Origin of the sequence: Brevibacillus sp. 1238 (assembly GCF_029892995.1) — a bacterium.
Taxonomy (GTDB): Bacteria; Bacillota; Bacilli; order Brevibacillales; family Brevibacillaceae; genus Brevibacillus; species Brevibacillus parabrevis.
This window is the reverse complement of sequence record NZ_JARXWC010000012.1, coordinates 123,646-139,427: the sequence shown is the minus strand read 5'-3', so window position 1 is coordinate 139,427 and position 15,782 is coordinate 123,646. Positions and strand designations below refer to the sequence as shown.

At 53.3% G+C, this 15,782-nt stretch carries 22 protein-coding genes; all 22 read right to left on the bottom strand.

Annotated elements, in window-relative coordinates:
- Position 1 precedes the first annotated feature (1 nt).
- Positions 2-319, bottom strand: coding sequence for a hypothetical protein (locus M2298_RS22660; RefSeq protein WP_274874410.1), 318 nt, complete (start codon positions 317-319; stop codon positions 2-4).
- Positions 316-888 carry a hypothetical protein gene (locus tag M2298_RS22655; RefSeq protein ID WP_280649124.1) on the bottom strand — a complete coding sequence of 191 codons (573 nt, stop codon included), beginning with the start codon at positions 886-888 and terminating at the stop codon, positions 316-318. Before M2298_RS22655 ends, M2298_RS22660 begins: the two co-directional genes overlap by 4 nt.
- Positions 885-1,700: a baseplate J/gp47 family protein gene (locus M2298_RS22650; RefSeq protein ID WP_280649123.1), complete on the bottom strand. Its 816-nt coding sequence runs from the start codon at positions 1,698-1,700 to the stop codon at positions 885-887. Before M2298_RS22650 ends, M2298_RS22655 begins: the two co-directional genes overlap by 4 nt.
- Positions 1,688-2,122: a DUF2634 domain-containing protein gene (locus tag M2298_RS22645; protein ID WP_122963783.1), complete on the bottom strand. Its 435-nt coding sequence runs from the start codon at positions 2,120-2,122 to the stop codon at positions 1,688-1,690. Before M2298_RS22645 ends, M2298_RS22650 begins: the two co-directional genes overlap by 13 nt.
- Positions 2,122-2,370: a hypothetical protein gene (locus M2298_RS22640; protein ID WP_173599379.1), complete on the bottom strand. Its 249-nt coding sequence runs from the start codon at positions 2,368-2,370 to the stop codon at positions 2,122-2,124. Before M2298_RS22640 ends, M2298_RS22645 begins: the two co-directional genes overlap by 1 nt.
- 2 nt (positions 2,371-2,372) lie before the next feature.
- Complete coding sequence (locus M2298_RS22635) at positions 2,373-3,326, bottom strand: XkdQ/YqbQ family protein (RefSeq protein ID WP_173597644.1); 954 nt, start codon at positions 3,324-3,326, stop codon at positions 2,373-2,375.
- Between the two features lie 13 nt (positions 3,327-3,339).
- Positions 3,340-3,933 (bottom strand): hypothetical protein, encoded by a 594-nt coding sequence (locus M2298_RS22630; protein ID WP_242774209.1) that lies wholly within the window; start codon positions 3,931-3,933, stop codon positions 3,340-3,342.
- Complete coding sequence (locus M2298_RS22625; protein WP_280649122.1) at positions 3,930-6,416, bottom strand: hypothetical protein; 2,487 nt, start codon at positions 6,414-6,416, stop codon at positions 3,930-3,932. Before M2298_RS22625 ends, M2298_RS22630 begins: the two co-directional genes overlap by 4 nt.
- 77 nt (positions 6,417-6,493) lie before the next feature.
- A complete protein-coding gene (locus M2298_RS22620) occupies positions 6,494-6,628 on the bottom strand; it encodes a hypothetical protein (protein WP_255679189.1) in 135 nt (44 codons plus the stop codon).
- Positions 6,629-6,654: 26 nt separating this feature from the next.
- Positions 6,655-7,035, bottom strand: coding sequence for a phage tail assembly chaperone (locus M2298_RS22615; protein WP_122963778.1), 381 nt, complete (start codon positions 7,033-7,035; stop codon positions 6,655-6,657).
- 11 nt (positions 7,036-7,046) lie between these two features.
- Positions 7,047-7,499: a hypothetical protein gene (locus tag M2298_RS22610; protein ID WP_063231751.1), complete on the bottom strand. Its 453-nt coding sequence runs from the start codon at positions 7,497-7,499 to the stop codon at positions 7,047-7,049.
- Positions 7,500-8,837, bottom strand: a complete 1,338-nt coding sequence (locus tag M2298_RS22605) for a phage tail sheath subtilisin-like domain-containing protein (protein WP_217023232.1) — start codon at positions 8,835-8,837, stop codon at positions 7,500-7,502.
- Positions 8,838-8,839: 2 nt separating this feature from the next.
- Positions 8,840-9,022 carry a hypothetical protein gene (locus M2298_RS22600; protein ID WP_122963776.1) on the bottom strand — a complete coding sequence of 61 codons (183 nt, stop codon included), beginning with the start codon at positions 9,020-9,022 and terminating at the stop codon, positions 8,840-8,842.
- Positions 9,022-9,474 carry a hypothetical protein gene (locus M2298_RS22595; RefSeq protein WP_122963775.1) on the bottom strand — a complete coding sequence of 151 codons (453 nt, stop codon included), beginning with the start codon at positions 9,472-9,474 and terminating at the stop codon, positions 9,022-9,024. Before M2298_RS22595 ends, M2298_RS22600 begins: the two co-directional genes overlap by 1 nt.
- 383 nt (positions 9,475-9,857) lie before the next feature.
- Positions 9,858-10,535, bottom strand: coding sequence for a hypothetical protein (locus M2298_RS22590; protein WP_229049757.1), 678 nt, complete (start codon positions 10,533-10,535; stop codon positions 9,858-9,860).
- Positions 10,536-10,754: 219 nt separating this feature from the next.
- Positions 10,755-10,964 carry a hypothetical protein gene (locus tag M2298_RS22585; RefSeq protein ID WP_063231744.1) on the bottom strand — a complete coding sequence of 70 codons (210 nt, stop codon included), beginning with the start codon at positions 10,962-10,964 and terminating at the stop codon, positions 10,755-10,757.
- Positions 10,965-11,478: 514 nt separating this feature from the next.
- Positions 11,479-11,619 (bottom strand): hypothetical protein, encoded by a 141-nt coding sequence (locus M2298_RS22580; RefSeq protein ID WP_280649121.1) that lies wholly within the window; start codon positions 11,617-11,619, stop codon positions 11,479-11,481.
- A gap of 27 nt (positions 11,620-11,646) precedes the next feature.
- Positions 11,647-12,123 (bottom strand): DinB family protein, encoded by a 477-nt coding sequence (locus tag M2298_RS22575; protein ID WP_122963770.1) that lies wholly within the window; start codon positions 12,121-12,123, stop codon positions 11,647-11,649.
- Positions 12,124-12,151: 28 nt separating this feature from the next.
- Positions 12,152-12,709: a DNA-3-methyladenine glycosylase I gene (locus tag M2298_RS22570; protein WP_242774201.1), complete on the bottom strand. Its 558-nt coding sequence runs from the start codon at positions 12,707-12,709 to the stop codon at positions 12,152-12,154.
- A gap of 269 nt (positions 12,710-12,978) precedes the next feature.
- On the bottom strand, positions 12,979-13,722 hold the full coding sequence (gene map / locus M2298_RS22565; protein WP_122963768.1) for a type I methionyl aminopeptidase: 744 nt from the start codon (positions 13,720-13,722) through the stop codon (positions 12,979-12,981).
- Between the two features lie 126 nt (positions 13,723-13,848).
- Positions 13,849-14,658 (bottom strand): alpha/beta fold hydrolase, encoded by an 810-nt coding sequence (locus M2298_RS22560; protein ID WP_280649120.1) that lies wholly within the window; start codon positions 14,656-14,658, stop codon positions 13,849-13,851.
- A 125-nt stretch (positions 14,659-14,783) separates the two neighbouring features.
- Complete coding sequence (locus M2298_RS22555) at positions 14,784-15,782, bottom strand: ABC transporter permease (RefSeq protein ID WP_122963766.1); 999 nt, start codon at positions 15,780-15,782, stop codon at positions 14,784-14,786.

The following is a 15,782-nucleotide window of genomic DNA, read 5'->3' as shown; positions in this document are numbered from 1 at the left end:
CCTACGCCCCTCCTTTCACTTCGATTACAAAGGTCAGATTCACGAACTGCGCACCGTTCATTTCAATAGTAGCGATCTTTTCTGCGACGACCGCCCCGGTTCTGGTGCGCAGCTTTGCGCTGGTGATAACCGGAACGCTGGCAATGTGCTGCGCCGACACCTCAAGAGCAATCGCCTCTTGAATGCCTGCCATCGGATGTTGCGCAATAGAAACTGCGTGGATCGGAACGGAAACAGCATTATTCAGCAAGATGTCCCCACCTGCTACCCGTGCCAACAAGTCATCTCGCATAGTTTGTAGGTAACTTTGCGTGATCATCCGACCACCTCCTCGTATCGTTTGATCGGGGTCATCCCTACACGAAACTCGCTGACCTTGTGGTACTCTTTAATTCCAACAACCAGCACGTCCCGAAGTTCAACTCTCTCCAGCGACACAGGCTCGAACGCAACCCCGTTGCAATGAACAGGCCGGATTTTCTCGACGGCCTGTACCGCATTTTTGGTATCGAAACGGTCCTCGACCGGGTAAACGTACCGAATCACTTTCTTTTCAAAATCCTCGACCATTCGTACCTGCTTGAATGCTGACGAACTGTAGCCAATCGCCCGCAATACACCTGGAGTAAAGCCAAGGTACGCCCAATGCTTCTGCCGTATATTCTTCCGCCGCTCCTCAACACCCAGCAGCTGCTTTTGACCAAAGTAAATCCAATCCCAAACATCCAGCCCCCAGGTCGCTGACCACGGATGGAACTGCCGCAAAACGTCTTCCCGCTCCGCGGCAAAAGCATCGACTGCAGTTGCTGCGCCTTCGAAATGATATTCCGCTACCTTGTTCTCGTACCATTGCGGCGGCAACATTTGCCTGTAGCGTTCTGGAATCATGTCGTCACCGCCAAAGCGAGCGAAGCGACAGAGTCAGCAGGCACGGTTAGATTGGCTTCCTGGCCGTTCAGCGTGTAATCCGCAAAGTCGACGACCCCGTCCACGAAAAAGAGCGCCCCGATCTGCTGGTACACGATCTGCGAACGCCCTTTCAAATACGTTTTCACTTGGGCAGCAATCTGTTCCTCGATCTTCGCCTGCTCGGCATCGGGGCGCAGCGCCAGCTTCACTGCAATCGAAACGGGATAAACCTTGGCTGGCAGCACCCGCAGTTCGTGCAAAGCCCGCCTTTTGTCTTCCAGCTTGGTACGCACAGTATTCGCCAGCTCTTCCGTGGCGGGCTGACCGCTCGCATCCGTGATGTACACATCAATCGACAGATCGTGCCACGCCTTCTCCACAGCAACTGCTCCGCCTACGCCGTCAACGTTTCGCGCCCAGCGCTCATAGTCCTGGCGGCGGCCGTCGCCTTCTTCGGAGCGCGCCCGATCCAGCAAACGTTTGCGATAGGCATCGTCAGTTTCTCCCTCATTGCGAGGGAGGCCAAAAAAGACGCCTGACGCGTCCAAATATTCACCGTCTGCCCAAGGAAGAAAGGCTTGCAAAAAGCCGTACTCCAAAAGCTGCTGCTGCTCGCTAAGCTCTTCGGCAATCGGGTAGGCCAAATCGTAGTGGATTTCCCCCTCCCCCGTAGCCGGCGGCGTCTCCCCGCGCTTCTGCGCGAGCACAGCCATCCGGTTCGCGATCCGCTGGTAAATCTGGTCGGGCGTCTCCCGCAAAATCGGCATTTCAGGTTTGTCTATCGTTGCCATGCATCCACCTCCAATCGCGTTGTGCCTCTTGTCCCTTCTATCTCCAGTTGCAAAATGACCCGGCCGCCCGCAAAGCGAATGTCCTGCACGACAGCGCGCTCAATCTCGCTGTGTGCCTCCAGCGCTTCCTCGGTCTGCGCCTTGATCGTCGGCAATGACAAACCGGAGCGCATCCGGCCTTTTTCCGCCAAAAAGTCCACCCCGTACCGCTCCGAGTAAATCGCGTAGCGAAAGCGGCGGGTGTGGAGAATTTTGTGCACCGTCTCCTGCAAGTATTCTGCATATGTTCTCGTGCGCAAATAGCGGCCATCTGGCCCTTGCTTCAACTGCTTCGTCTCCCAATCGAACTGATACGTCCAGGGAATCGGCTCGTCCGTTTGCGCCGTCAAAATGTCTTCCGTGCCCGTCAACTGGGGAAACATCATTCCACCACCCCGAGCAGGAGGTATTGATCGTTCGTGCAGGAAAGCAGGGCAACCTTTTTCCCTACGTCCTCCTGGCGCAACTCCGCAGAGCGCAAGGCGACAATTTCATCCGGCTCCAAAGGCGTTGGGTCTTCGTCGAGCTTGACGGACAACGGCGTGAGCGACAAAAGCTGTCCGAACTCCCCTCGGGTGTTCACCAGCCCGTCCTGTGTATATCCCCTGAGCTTTGCAATGACGGATTGCATGGTTACGTCCTCCTTTCCAGTTGCAGATCCATTGTGTATTGCCCGCCTTTCCAGTGAGCGTTGCAACTGGTGACGATCCAATCGGTAATGGTCTGATTGTTCTTTTCCATGATCTTGATCAGCCAGCCTGCGCGAAGCCTTGCCGCCTGCTCGTCCTCATGACGGACCGAGATCGACCTTGTCAGCGGGATTTTGGACAGCTCGGCAAGCTGCTTCGCTGCCAAAGCGGCAACATTTTTGTCCTCCCCGGCGTCGATGACCTTTTGCATGCGACCAATTTGCTTGACGAGGCTCTCGTTCGCTTTCGTCGCACTGCTCGCCACCTTGTCGTCCTGATAGCGCTCTGCTGTCACCACCGTGTACACATCCTCGATGCTCTCGCCTGTGGAGCTTGTCGAAAGCAAGCTTGCCTTGAACAGCGGAACGATCGGGTTTGCCCCCTCCGGCAAAACGGTCAGCTTGTCGCGCTGGTACTGCACGAAATAGCGGGCGCCTGTTTTCTCGTACGCTTGCTCGGTCAGCGATGTGAACAGAGCCGTATATGATTGGGGAGCAATGCGCTCTTTGGTCGTGAAGCCAAAAGGCGGGCAGCTTATGTTCACGCCCGCCGCCTTGATGACTCGCGCCAGCTCCGTTCCGGCATCGCCGTCCAGCTTGATGCGGGAGACTTCGTTTTTTTGCAAATACCAGCCAAGCTCGTAAGCTGTCGCGGACAAATCCCCAGTCCGATCGTCGCGATCGAGGCGGACAAGCGGACCGTGGAAGATTTGCTGCGCTTCTTTTAGCTGATCGCCGGAAAAGAGCATCAAAAAGCCCGCCGCTTGCAGGGGCGGGGCTTCCTTGATTTGCACACTCAACTGCCCGGCGATTTGCCCGCGGGACGATGACCAGGACAGCTCTGTGACAGCCGGGGAAAGGTCATATCGAGTCTGTTCCTTCCCATATATGACTTTCATCTCATCATCTCCGTTAAAATCCGTGTGCGTCTTCCAGCTTTTTTTGAATCCGCATGCGCATGTCCTCAGCCCGGCTGCTGCCAGCAGATTGAGTCATCGCCTTCTGCTTCTTCGTCTTTTTCGCTACCTTGCCGCTCGTATTGGGACGAGCCGGCTGCTGCCGCGAGATGACGGCGCCAGGGGAGAGAAGCTGCGTCTGGTTGCTCCAGGTAATAAATTCGTCTTTTACAAACAGCGGCAGCTCAATCGAGCCGTGAAAATCGACGTTTTTCCCCTGAAACTTGCCATCGCACGGCCCGATCAGCACATTCCAGGCGAGATTCAACTCGTCGATCGTCAGCAGCACCTCTGATCCTGTCAACCGCTCCAATCCGGCAAGCCACGGTCTCGGACCTTGGTAGCCTTTGACCTCGATGTAAGGAGCTGTAATGTCTCCCGGCAAAAAGAAATCGAAACTGATCGATTTCGGACGTCTGGCCGAGATGCGATTGGCGGCGAGCAACGTGATCGACGTGGTGCCTTCGACATCGTTACCGTAGCCGCGAAATTGGATTTCGGCTGGAGTGACCGGGAATGTCAGTGTGTATTTGCCTTGCATGCGAATCATGTCACCACTCCTCCTCTTGTCTCCAGCGCGTCCAACAGTGCCCTCTCGATGATCGCTCTGATTCTTTGGCTGACAGTTGGATCATTGAGCATTTTCAGCATCGTCGGAATATCTTGCAGCACACCGTCCGCATGCAAAGAAATTGTCAGTTGTGGGATCGTCAAGGAGACGCTCTGTGTTTTTGCATTCGGATTTCCTGCTGGTGAATAGGCAGGGGCAGTTGACCTTTGCGGCGCTGCTTGAGGTGCGCGTGTCCTGCGCCGCTCCTTTCCGAAAAGCTGCTGCTTTTGTGCTGTATCTCCTTCTTTCGCAAGCGACCTGTTCTGCCACCAATTTTTTGCTGTGTCATAGATCGCGCCTCCCGCCATAGAACCTCCGAAGCCACCAATGATGCCGCCGATCGCTCCTCCGATTGCTGTCCCAAGTCCCGGAACAATGGAGCCTACAGCAGCTCCCATCGCCGCGCCAGCAGCTGCGCCTCCCCATCCACCAAGCGCTTCTGCACCTACTTGTGCTGCCGTATCCACTTTATTTTCCGATCCGGCGATTGTCGCAACACCGAGCAAGGTTCCAACGAGCGGTACCCTTCTCAATCCTGCCTTCGCGATCTTTTTCCAGGAGCCTTTTCCTCCGGCTTTTTCGGTTTTATCCGCTTTCTCTCGGCCGCCACTATCCAGTTCAGTCATGTCCGGCAGTTCAGGCATCATGTCTAGAGGAGAAGCACCTGGCACAGCTGCACTGATGCCAAGAGGAGCTGCGCCTGCGACTGCACCAACTGCGGTTGCATTGCGTTTGCCTCCCGTCTGCTTGTTCGCTTCATTACCAGCAGCAGACTTGTTCGACCCGTTCCTGTTTTTATTGCTGTTATTTTTTTTGTTACCCTTATTGTTGGATTTATTCCCCTTTTTACCACCTGCGCCAGAACCGTCGCAGCAGCAACAGCAGCAGCACTCTCGTTTTCCTCCTGCATCCGGATTGAGCGGTTTTTCTTCCTCCGCTGCTTTTCCTTTTTTGCCTATTCTGGCTATAAGCCCCCCTACCGTAGTGAAAAAAGCTTTCGTTTTCGTCCAGATGTTTGTTGCAAGGGCACCGACTGTCAAAATGACGGTCACAGCCGTTACCATATATACGGCACCTTTCCTTACCGTCTCATCCCAACTGTTGAACCAGCCGGTGAAAAGTGCAGCTGTTTTGGAGACCAGCGCAGTGACACCCGACAAATCGCTAGTTACTTTTCCGATCGCGTCCATCGCCTCATGCTTCGCCTCTGCCTGAGCCTGAAGCGTAGCAAAAAACGGGTCGGCCTGGGATGAAGCTGCATATGCTTTATCTACCTCGTTATTCATCTCTGGCTTCATATCGCCGGAGGCAATCTTGACCGTCTTCTCCACAATATTTCCCGAATCGCCGCCCAGACTGGCCATGGCTTTTTGCTGTTCCGCCGCGTTCGAAGAGGCAGCAATCAGCATCATCATTTTTCCCAATGCGATTCGCTGCTCGTCTTTGTCTGTAGAAGCCAGCCCTATAGCAAGCCTTTTGGAATCTTCCTCGGCTCTTTGTTGTGCCATGGCTTTTTTCTGCTCGTCGGTTAGTTTCTTTTCCGGGTCAGTCTCCTGAATTTGCTTTTCGTATTTGGATGCAAGAAGCTGTACAAGTCCACCATTGGCGTTATATTCCTGACCCTTGATCAACAGGGCGCCAAACTCCTTGCTATTCAGGGACAGCTGGCTGATTTCTCCGACCACGGCAGCCAGTTTCTCTGGGGTATTCAGCATTTTGCCATTCGCTGTGTTGAATTGCGCGAGGGAATCTACCAGCTTGAGGCTAAGATTGCCTGCTCCCGCATTGTTCATATACTGAAGCGCATTCGCCAGTTGTTCAGGTTTGGCATCAGCCTGTGTTGCGGCGCCAATCGCTGTCATCATTCTTACACTTTCTTCCCCGGCAAGACGAGTCGTGACAGCCAGTCTTGCTGCCTCTTCCACCATTTTTGGATCGACGTTCCCGCTTTTTGCAATCAGAGCCATCGCCGCGGGTTCGGTCAGATAAGGATTGAGCCTTGTCAATTTCGCGGCCATCTCTTCGAAAACTCTCATTTCCGCAGCGCTTTTTCCACTGCCTGCATAAATAGCCCGCTCTTGCCCCGCAGCCTTGGCTTCCGTTTTGACTCCATCCATCGATGTGCCAAAAGCAACACCATTCCAGAGTCCCCCTAAGTTGGCCCACTCCTTTTTCATGTCGTCAAACTTGGGGGCAATGTCTACAAATTTGACTTTAGGCTTCACTTTGTTCAGCTCATCCATGCTGGCCCTGACTTTCTGAACGTCGCTCTTCATTCGACTAAGTCCTGCGGAGAGCTTATTGGTCATGCTCTGCATTTCCCGTCCTGCTCGGCCTACTTCCTTGGTCATCGCGCCCATTTCGTGCAGCATGCGCTTCATTTCCGAACGCGTGTCTTTCAATCTAGCAGCATCTGTTGCCATTCATTTCACCTCCTGTCTTAACTGTCATCCAACTTCCTTTTATATCCTAAAGCGGGATCGGAAAAAGCCAAGCCCCTTCACCCGGCCCTTTCCTCATCCTCCAGCTCGACCATCTGGCAAGCCATCACGAACAGCTTTTGCTTGTACGCGTCCACATCGTACTCCAACAGATCCGACGGACGGCCCCGGCCTCTTAAAAAAGCGCGGCACATGTGCCAAGCCTCTCCGTCAGATCGGATCAGTTTTTTGCTTCTTCAATGGCCTCTTCTTCCGACTGGCCTGCGTTTACATCGCGCACTGCCTGGAGCAGCTTGCTGTATCCCTCAGGATTGTCGCGGAAAATTTTCTCCACCAGCTCGTACTTCGTTCCGGCCTTGTACGCCTTTTTCAGCTCTTCCTGGTTCCACGGAAACTCATGCTCGGTCGCCTTGACGATTCGGGCGTCGTTGTAGAGGAACCAGTCCGTTTTTTCTCCCTTGTCTGCCATGCGCTCGCATTCGCGCAGCTCGGACAGGTTCAGTTGGCGCACTTTCCACTCGTCGCCGTCGATGACGACAACCACCTCTTTGCGCGGCGCTTGTTCATTCGCTTTTGCCAAATATTTTTGCAGTTTGCTCATGTCTCTTCCTCCTATTCGATGTAAGCTGGCAATTCATCCAGGTAGTCCGGCTTGTCGATGGACATCCCTTTCAGGTCGTAGGTAGCGTGATCGTTGCCGTCTGCCTTCGCTTCCCACAGCGTGATTTCTTCCGGATTCAACACGATGTTGGAAATGCGGACGCGCTCGGAGTTGCCCGCTTCCTTGTCCAGCGTCTCTCCAATCAAAAACGGCAGCACAGGCGTTTTGCCCTGGGTCAATTGCTCGACGCAGTAGTATTTCAAAGCGGCGTTGGTAGCCGTAATTTTCAGCGTGACTTCTACATGCCAGTCATTGACCGTCTGGATTTTCCCTTTTTGCAGACGGTTGGTGTCGCCGTACTCGACCTTGAGGACCATTTTGCCCTCCAGTGTTCCGTAGATCGGATCTCCATTTTCATCGTAAACTTGGCAATTTTTCAGTTTGATATCGCGTGCAATAGCCAATTACAGCACCTCCCAGTCAATGTCAAAGTATTCGATCGCATCCAATGGCTTGGCCGACAGCAGGAAGCCGCGGCGATCGCCGTTTCCGTTCTTTTTGTCTGTAAACGTCCAGCCTGTCTCAATCGCGCCTTGCTGCTCGCGCACGGTCAAATAAGCGTTGACCGCAGACACAAACACCGCACCGCCCAGGTCGTTGTTGCCCAGCTTGCCTTTGTACTTTTTGCCGACTGCATTGATGTCGTTGACGATCTGGTCGAGCGTCATGCTGACGCGGATTTTGCCGTAATCTTCCCGCTCGTGTGCACCCAAAACAGCCAACGTGTTCACGGCGCTCTCGATGATGTACACCTCGCCGTCACGGGTGGCGACCAAGGTTCCCGAGCTGAGCGCTTGCAAAATGTCGGTGTGGCCCCAGTCTTTCAGCGCTTTTTTCAGCGGCACGACAACCGCCGTCAACGATTCGTGCGCAGGCGTCGCCGCGATCATGCCCGCTACCCATGCCGCCCACTGCAGGCTGCCATATGTGTTTCCATTGTTGTGCTGGCCAGCGATGGCGCAATTGACGACATAACGGGCATTTTGCGCGACAGAGCGCTCCACATGCTTCTCCATGTTTTCATCGTCCGCAGCCTTGCCGCCAATGACCAGCGTGCTCAGCTTTTTGCCCAGCTTGCGGCGATCGCTCATAAACTGCTTGGCCGCTGCCTGCACGGAAGCATCGTCGAACGGCAAGTACATGGCGTCAAAATCCGCACCGGAAACAGCCATGAACAGCTTGCTGGAATCCGCTGCCGAGAGTGCCGCTGTCCCGCTGGTGCCGCCTGTCAAATTCGCTTCGGAAGCTACGGCAATCGCCGCATCGCCCAGCTTTTTCACGCGCACGTAAAGCGACTGGCTTGTTTTCGCCACCAGCTCATCTGCATCCGCAAACGAAAACTTCTCGGTTTGCAGCGGCCCTTTTACTTGCAGCTCCTTTTTGCCCGGCTCGGAAGTAGAAGCGACGATGACGACGCGCAAGTCGTTGCCCAGCAAGCCCGGATAAAGCGCCTCGATCCGCACGGCATTCGCCTGCTCGTAAGCTGCCTTCGCCGCTGTTCCGTTCGTCATGCGATACGCCAGGACGGTTGCCCCGCCTTCTGCCGCCAGTTCGACCGTATCCGCTTTGCCAAACGTTTGCGCCATGCGCTCCTCGTAGCTGCCCAGCTTCACCAGTTCATCCGGCGCTCCCCACTCTGCCTGGTACGGAACCAGAACAACACCGCTCTTTGGTACTACTCGTTCTTTTGCCTTTGCGATCAGTTCGACCGTTACGCCCGGCCGTTCACGTTGAATTGTCATGCTTACACCCCGCCTTTGTATTTGGTCAATCGATTTTTTACTTGCCCTTCCGACAGCTGCTCGTTGTCTGCCGCCATAAAAAGAGCGCCTGCTACCTCGAACCGTTCGGCTTCCAGATAGGCGGCGCTCAAAATCCACTCCTGTTTTGTTTTCACAACATCAGGTTGCTGCTCTTTTTTTGCCACTAGGAACGTCCCTCCTCAATCTCAAATTCGTTGATGGTCGCTTCCGCCGCTTTCGGCACCGTGACGACGTACGTAAACCGAAACGCAATTTCCGTGCGATCCCGCTTATCCCGCCAGATTCGCAATGTCGAGCTGTCGATGTCGATGGACAAATCCGACGCCGTACCGCGATAGCTGTACTGCGACTTGCGCAAAAGCTGGCGCAGCGGCTCGTCCGACAGCCTCTGGTACACGCCAGCTGTTTTCGGATAATGCAGCACGATCCACGCCTCTGACTGCACTTGATAGGAAGCATGGCTCCTGCCCGTCTCCCCGATGCCTTGCGTCAGCAAAAACGCGGCCGGTGCGGAAAAACGCTGAGCCATCCAGTCGTCGACGTTGACGACCGTTGCCAGCTGCGGATAAGCTTCCCCGATCAGTTCGGAAAGAACGGACAACTCGCGATCCTCCATCCTCCCACCTCCCTTGGTTGCACTGCTTGCCTGCTGTTTGTCACATGCCAGCTCCCTCCTTCGTCGGATTAGCGAACAGGAAAAGCCACCCGGCAATTGACCAGATGGCTTCTTGTGTCTCTTACTTGATTCGCTTGAGTCCATTATAACCTTTTGCGCGGATCAAAATGGATTTTTCACGTAAGTGTCAGGGAGTGTCAGCTCTTGTCAGCCTTGTTAGCCAGTGATTCGCCCGCCCTTTTGGAAAAAGCCGCTCGAAGATCGTTCCAGCTCTTTCAACGATTCCAGCTACTTCATTCCAGCTCCAAAAAAAAAGCCCGATCCTGGCATGTCGCGCCAAAATCGAGCTTCTCGCATCTTCTGCGTATTCACTTTTCGCTTTTTCATCCCGTCTGCTGCATTTCATCCCCGTACATCGCCCACGCCATTTTCAGCACAGCACTCCGCTTAATCTCGTAGTAGCGTTGGCGGGACACCCCGATCGCTTTGGCGATCAAATTGTTTTTCTCCCCATCCAGCAGCGCTTCCACAATCAGTCGCTCCTGTTCGCTGCGAATCGTTTCTACCGCTCTGTTGATCCGCTCGATTTTGTCCTGCAAATTTTGCAGCCGCTTCTGTTTCCGTTCCCGGCGAACGACTTCCGCGTGTGTTTTGTCGCTGTGGGAGCCTTGGCCTTTTGGCATGGCCGAATCCAATCCGTACTGGCTGACCATGCCTTCCCCGGCTTCCCGCAAATAGCGCTGAATGCGGACAATCTCGATTTGCATGTAGCTGTAATCGCGAATTTCTTCTTCCGTCTTTTGCAAAACAGAGAGGGCTGGAGCCAACTCGTGCAAATCAAAGCGGACTTCCCGTTGTTTACTCGCCTCTTTCTGAATCGGCCGTGCTGGCTTTGCTTGCTGCTGCTGCAAATATCTGTCCCACTCCGGGCACGATTCAATTTTGCCGATATGCTGGTCATGGACCTGGCAATGCGTCCGCTTCCCCCAGCACGTCGCCGGGCAACCTTCGCACACCGCTTCCATCAACATGTCTTTACTGATCAAAGTTGTCGTCGTCATTCTCTTTCCCCCTCGTTCTCTCGTAAAAGCTGTAGAGATACATCGTTTCGTTTTGCTGCTATCTATCTTTTTCGTACCTTTTCTGCTAAAATGCTCTGCCCGATGATCACTCCGACCAACAGGGCGCAAGCAACGATCAATGCTGCCTGTATCATCTCTGCAAAAATCCCCTTCCCCCATGGAATGATATGGAAACAAAGGACAGCGCCGACTCCTCAACTATTCTTGCGGATGCTGTTTTTCATGGACAGGAGGATCGATTTTTTTCTCACTCGGTTCTGCCTCCTTCTCTTTCTCCTTGTTCGCCTTCAACTGCACATCCAAAATGTTGTTGATGCGAATCTGCAAATCGACATGCTTGAATGTCACTACCAACACGAGAAAACAAACGACCACAGCGAGCACCTGGACATAATCCATCGACATCATCGCTGCCCATCCTTACTTTGAATCAATAGGCGCTCTCTGATCGTGCTTCCTCGGCTGAGCTTCGTGCTTGTCCATTCGCCTGCCAAAACGAGATTCTTCTTCGGGGAGAGCACAGGGAACTGGCTCGTGAGTACCGCTTTGCACTCTCCTGACCGTCCTCTGCGCACTCGGCAATGAGAACTCTCGCCTATGCAGCCGATACGGCCTATCGCTTGTTTTTGCATACTCTCACTCCTTGCCTGATTCCATTTTTGGAAATAAGATAGTTTGCTTCCCCTAAAAGATAGACAGGAACGTTTGTTCTCTTTGTTAGTACAAGTATCTCATACAATTCATTTCAGTTCAAGTTATTTCCAATCATTTTTTTCCTTGACTTTTCTTGATCGAACGGGGTTAAATGCCCCTGTATTTATTGCAAAATTCCGCATAAAAAGAAGCGCGATTCTCTGGAAAAGAACCGTGCTTTGAACGATAGCCACAACTCGAAAAGTATACCACTCTCATACTTCGTTGGTTACGTAATGCTTTCTTGCTGCCTTTCTGCCTGAGCGTTCCCAACTACGCCATCCACCATGTATAGCTGAAAAGCCGTGCGCAAAAAACGCGAAAGAGCCAGCGTCTCCACCCGATGCAGAGAACGCTGGCTCTTTTGCATTATTCCCCCAAGCTTCTTCCGTTCTACTCAATCCCAAATGTTCGGACGTTCGATTCCCATCGTCCTCATGTAATCGAGCAACTGCCCGGTATGAACCGATTCATGGTACGCAATCCGGAGCAGCATGTCGCCCAATGTCCTGACGTACCCGACATCGGAACGGTCGATGCGGATGCTCTCCAGGTCGCTTTTGTCCAACTCTTTGACAAAGGCGAGAAACTCGTCCCGATACGGCTTAGCAAAAGCCAACTCTTCCTCAATCGAGGTGAACGGCTTGGTGTCATACGGATTCGGCAGAGCAGACAGAGCGGAGCTGCCTCTTTGAATCAAAATCTGATGGTACAAAAACTCGCCCTCGATGACGTGCCGGATCATTTCCCCGCAAGTAAACGCTTTGTTGTCGGGCTTCCAATCCAGCTTGTCTTCCGGGATCGCCCTCCACACCTTGATGCTGCGGCGTCTGACTTCCTCGAAATTCAGAATCAAAAGATCAGTCGCATTCATGTCTGCTCCTCCTCTCATTGCCTGTGCTTTAGTCTTTTTGATACAGATCGCACGTCTTCACGTGGTCATTTACCATCCCTACTGCTTGCATGAACGCATAGCAGATCGTCGAACCGACAAACGTAAACCCGCGCTTTTTTAAATCCTTGCTCAGCTTGTCGCTGATCTCGGTGGAGGCAGGCACATCTTTTAGCTCCTGAAAGTGGTTGTGAATCGGCTTGCCGCCAACAAACGACCAGATGTAGCTGGAAAAGGAGCCGAACTCCTCCACGACCTTGAGAAAGGCGTGAGCGTTTTTGACGACGCCCCTGACTTTCAGCTTGTTCCGCACGATGCCCTCATCCTGCAAAAGCTGCTCGATCTTGTCCTCGTCGTACTGCACAATCTTTGCCGCTTCGAAGTTGTCAAAAGCCCGGCGGTAGTTCTCCCGCTTTTTCAGGATCGTGTACCAGCTCAGCCCCGCCTGCGCGCCTTCCAGATTCAAATATTCAAAGAGCAGCCGGTCATCGTAGACAGGCACTCCCCACTCCTGATCGTGATAATCCAAATACAACGGGTCCTGATTCACCCAGCCACATCGATTCATCAAAAGGAACCTCCCAGCAAATACGAACATATATTCTTATGCAAAGAATATACAATCTTTGGCTATTCTGCAAGTTATTCTTGCTCATTCTCGCAATTTTTCTCCCAAAGCAAAACGGTCATGACCGTTTCGTTGACCGTAAGCGCTCACATCCCATTTCATAAAAAACGTCGAGACGTTTTTCACACAAAAAAGACCCTATCAGCGCAATAGGGCCTCCTCTCTTTGTTCACGCTCGCAAAATCACCGCGCGCGGTGCGGAAAAACGCTCAAGCCGTCAAAATAATCGGCTTGCCGCGCGTTATGACGACGGTGTGCTCGTACTGGGCGGTGTAGCTTCTGTCCGGCGTCACCAAAGCCCAGCCGTCCTTCCCGTCCTGCACATACTCGGCTCCTGTGGAAATAAACGTTTCGACAGCGAGCACAAGCCCGTCCGTCAGCAGCCGTTTGTCCCATTTGTCGTAGTAGTTCAGGATGTCCGTCGGCTCCTCGTGCAAGCTTTTGCCGATGCCGTGGCCTGTGAGGTTTTTGACGACCGTAAATCCTTTTGCCTTCGCTTCATTGTGGACGATGCGCCCGATCTGGCTCAACTTGGAGCCAGCCCTGGCCGAATCCAGCGCCTTGTACAGCGACTCCTCTGCGCATTTGCACAGCGCCTGCTTCACAGGTTCTCCCTGTCCCACGACAACCGAAGCGCCTGTATCCGCAAAGTAACCTTCCAGCTCTGCGGAAACGTCGACATTGACGATGTCGCCTTCCTTCAATACCGTTCCATCGGGAATCCCGTGCGCCACGACATGATTCACGCTGATGCACGTCTGCCCGGGGAAGTCGTACGTCACCTGGGGTGCGGAGCGCGCGCCGTACTTCGCCAAAATATCGCCGCCAATCCGGTCCAGCTCTTTTGTCGTGATCCCCGCCCGAACGGCCTGCAGCATCGCTTCTCTCGCTTCTGCCACGATTCTCCCGATCCGTTGCAAAGCGAGCAAATCGTGCTCATTTTGAATCGACATGTCATTTCCCCCTTCATTAAAATATATGGCCAAAATTTATTTCCAGCTCTGCTCCCATTTATTGAAACACACTTCCGCGCAAATCGCAAATGCCAAAGGCTTGAACCAAACGGCAAGCCAGGCGCGCTAGGCCGGACTGACCACGTACTGTCCTCCCCCTGCCTGCTGCCTGATAAATCCGATCGAGACACGATTGAACTCTTCCGGCTGATCCACATTGACGACGTGGCCGCAATTGTCCAGCATGCAAAGCTGGGCGTGCCTTCTGCGGCTTACACACGACTGGACCGAGGGCAAAAACATATAGTCCTCATCTCCCATGATAAAAAGCGCGGGAATCGCAGGCTCTTTCGTCAGCAGCCCCGCGAGAAATGCATTGATTCCGTACGTCAGCCTGAACCAGCGCTTGAACTCCTTTTGACAAAGCTTTTTCGCTTCTCTGACAAATAAAGAGCGGGATTCGTGATGGCGTTCCCGCGGCATGATCACCCAGGCAAACAGCTTGTACAGCCACATGTACGGAACGATATGCTTGACGAGATTGCCCAGCGCAATCAAGATTTGCGAGCGCAAGTTCAGCTTCGTCACGGCTCCCGCCAAAACCATCGAGCGTATTTTTTGCGGCGCAAGCTCGGCGATGATCTGGACGATGATCGTGCCCAGCGACACCGCTACGAAATGAGTGGAAGCAATGTTCTCGTGCTTCAGCACCTCAATGATATCTTTGCTGATGTCTTCAAACGTGTATTTAGCCCTGGGCTTCCCCATATGCTGCTTCGACTTGCCGTGACCGCGCAAATCGACGAGGAGAATATTGAAATGCTCTTTGTAAGCTTTGATCTGTTTATACCAGATGGATGAGCTGCCGCCCGCCCCGTGGACGAAGGTTACCCATTCATAGGCATCTCCGCGTATGTACGTCTTATAATGGATCACTTATATCCCCCCAGAGTATTATAGCGGAGGGATGCTGCATGTGAAACATTTTCCATTTTATTGAAAAGAAAAAGGCAGGATGCCTGCATTCCCGCAGCTCCCTGCCTTGCCTGTACAGCCATGTTTTACGCTTTTCTTTTCCTGCGCAACTGATAGTACGTCACCGCAAGAGCAAGCGCCAGTACCGTTCCTTTAATAATATCGTAGGCGTAATACGGCACGTTCAGCATCGTCATGCCGTTCAGCAACACCCCGATCAAAATCGCGCCGACGAACGTACCAAATACGTTCGGCTTGCCCGCGCCGAAAACGGAGAAGCCGACAAACGCGGCCGCCACTGCATCCATCAGCATCGAGCCGCCGCTGCTCACCTGGCCCGTACCGATCCGCGCTGCCAAAAGCATCCCGCCCAGTCCGGCGAACAGGGCAGACAACACATAAGCGAGCGTGCGATAGCGATTCACGGGAATGCCGGAGAGACGCGCCGCTTCCAGATTGCCGCCCGTCATGTACAGCATCCGCCCTTGGCGAGTATACGCCAAATAGACGTGTGTGACCGCGACCAATAAAAAGGTCAAAATGACGGGAACAGGCAGGGATAAAATTTTGCCTTGTCCGAGCCAGAGGAACCATTCCTGGAATTTCCCCGGAGCCATCGAACCGTCTTCCAACGGCATGTTGGCGTAAATCGAGTAGCCTTTTGAATAAGTCATATGAAGTCCGTTGACGATGTACAGCATCGCCAGTGTCGCCAGCAGATCGGGAATGCGGATTTTGACGACCAGAAAAGCGTTGACCAATCCGACAATCAGACTGAGCGCGATCGGGACGACCAAAGTGGCAAACACGCCCTGCTCGTACCAGACCATCATGGAAGCCGAAACGACTGTGGTCAACGACACCGTCGAACCGACAGACAAGTCGAAGCCTCCGACAATCAGTGAAAACGTAACGCCAATCGCGACGAACGTTACGATCGAGATGGAACGCAAAATGTCCGTGATGTTGTCGTACGTGAAGAAATACGGATTGGTCAGACTGAACAACAGCATGACGATCACAATTACTGCGACTGTACCGTATTTGTAAATAAAATCAAACAAGCTGAATTTTTTACCTTCCAC

Coding starts and splice junctions, on each gene's coding strand:
- M2298_RS22660 (WP_274874410.1), bottom strand. CDS start 319: ATGATCACGCAAAGTTACCTACAAACTATGCGAGATGACTTGTTGGCA.
- M2298_RS22655 (WP_280649124.1), bottom strand. CDS start 888: ATGATTCCAGAACGCTACAGGCAAATGTTGCCGCCGCAATGGTACGAG.
- M2298_RS22650 (WP_280649123.1), bottom strand. CDS start 1,700: ATGGCAACGATAGACAAACCTGAAATGCCGATTTTGCGGGAGACGCCC.
- M2298_RS22645 (WP_122963783.1), bottom strand. CDS start 2,122: ATGTTTCCCCAGTTGACGGGCACGGAAGACATTTTGACGGCGCAAACG.
- M2298_RS22640 (WP_173599379.1), bottom strand. CDS start 2,370: ATGCAATCCGTCATTGCAAAGCTCAGGGGATATACACAGGACGGGCTG.
- M2298_RS22635 (WP_173597644.1), bottom strand. CDS start 3,326: ATGAAAGTCATATATGGGAAGGAACAGACTCGATATGACCTTTCCCCG.
- M2298_RS22630 (WP_242774209.1), bottom strand. CDS start 3,933: ATGATTCGCATGCAAGGCAAATACACACTGACATTCCCGGTCACTCCA.
- M2298_RS22625 (WP_280649122.1), bottom strand. CDS start 6,416: ATGGCAACAGATGCTGCTAGATTGAAAGACACGCGTTCGGAAATGAAG.
- M2298_RS22620 (WP_255679189.1), bottom strand. CDS start 6,628: ATGTGCCGCGCTTTTTTAAGAGGCCGGGGCCGTCCGTCGGATCTGTTG.
- M2298_RS22615 (WP_122963778.1), bottom strand. CDS start 7,035: ATGAGCAAACTGCAAAAATATTTGGCAAAAGCGAATGAACAAGCGCCG.
- M2298_RS22605 (WP_217023232.1), bottom strand. CDS start 8,837: ATGACAATTCAACGTGAACGGCCGGGCGTAACGGTCGAACTGATCGCA.
- M2298_RS22595 (WP_122963775.1), bottom strand. CDS start 9,474: ATGGAGGATCGCGAGTTGTCCGTTCTTTCCGAACTGATCGGGGAAGCT.
- M2298_RS22590 (WP_229049757.1), bottom strand. CDS start 10,535: ATGACGACGACAACTTTGATCAGTAAAGACATGTTGATGGAAGCGGTG.
- M2298_RS22585 (WP_063231744.1), bottom strand. CDS start 10,964: ATGATGTCGATGGATTATGTCCAGGTGCTCGCTGTGGTCGTTTGTTTT.
- M2298_RS22580 (WP_280649121.1), bottom strand. CDS start 11,619: ATGCAAAAGAGCCAGCGTTCTCTGCATCGGGTGGAGACGCTGGCTCTT.
- M2298_RS22575 (WP_122963770.1), bottom strand. CDS start 12,123: ATGAATGCGACTGATCTTTTGATTCTGAATTTCGAGGAAGTCAGACGC.
- M2298_RS22570 (WP_242774201.1), bottom strand. CDS start 12,709: ATGAATCGATGTGGCTGGGTGAATCAGGACCCGTTGTATTTGGATTAT.
- map (WP_122963768.1), bottom strand. CDS start 13,722: ATGTCGATTCAAAATGAGCACGATTTGCTCGCTTTGCAACGGATCGGG.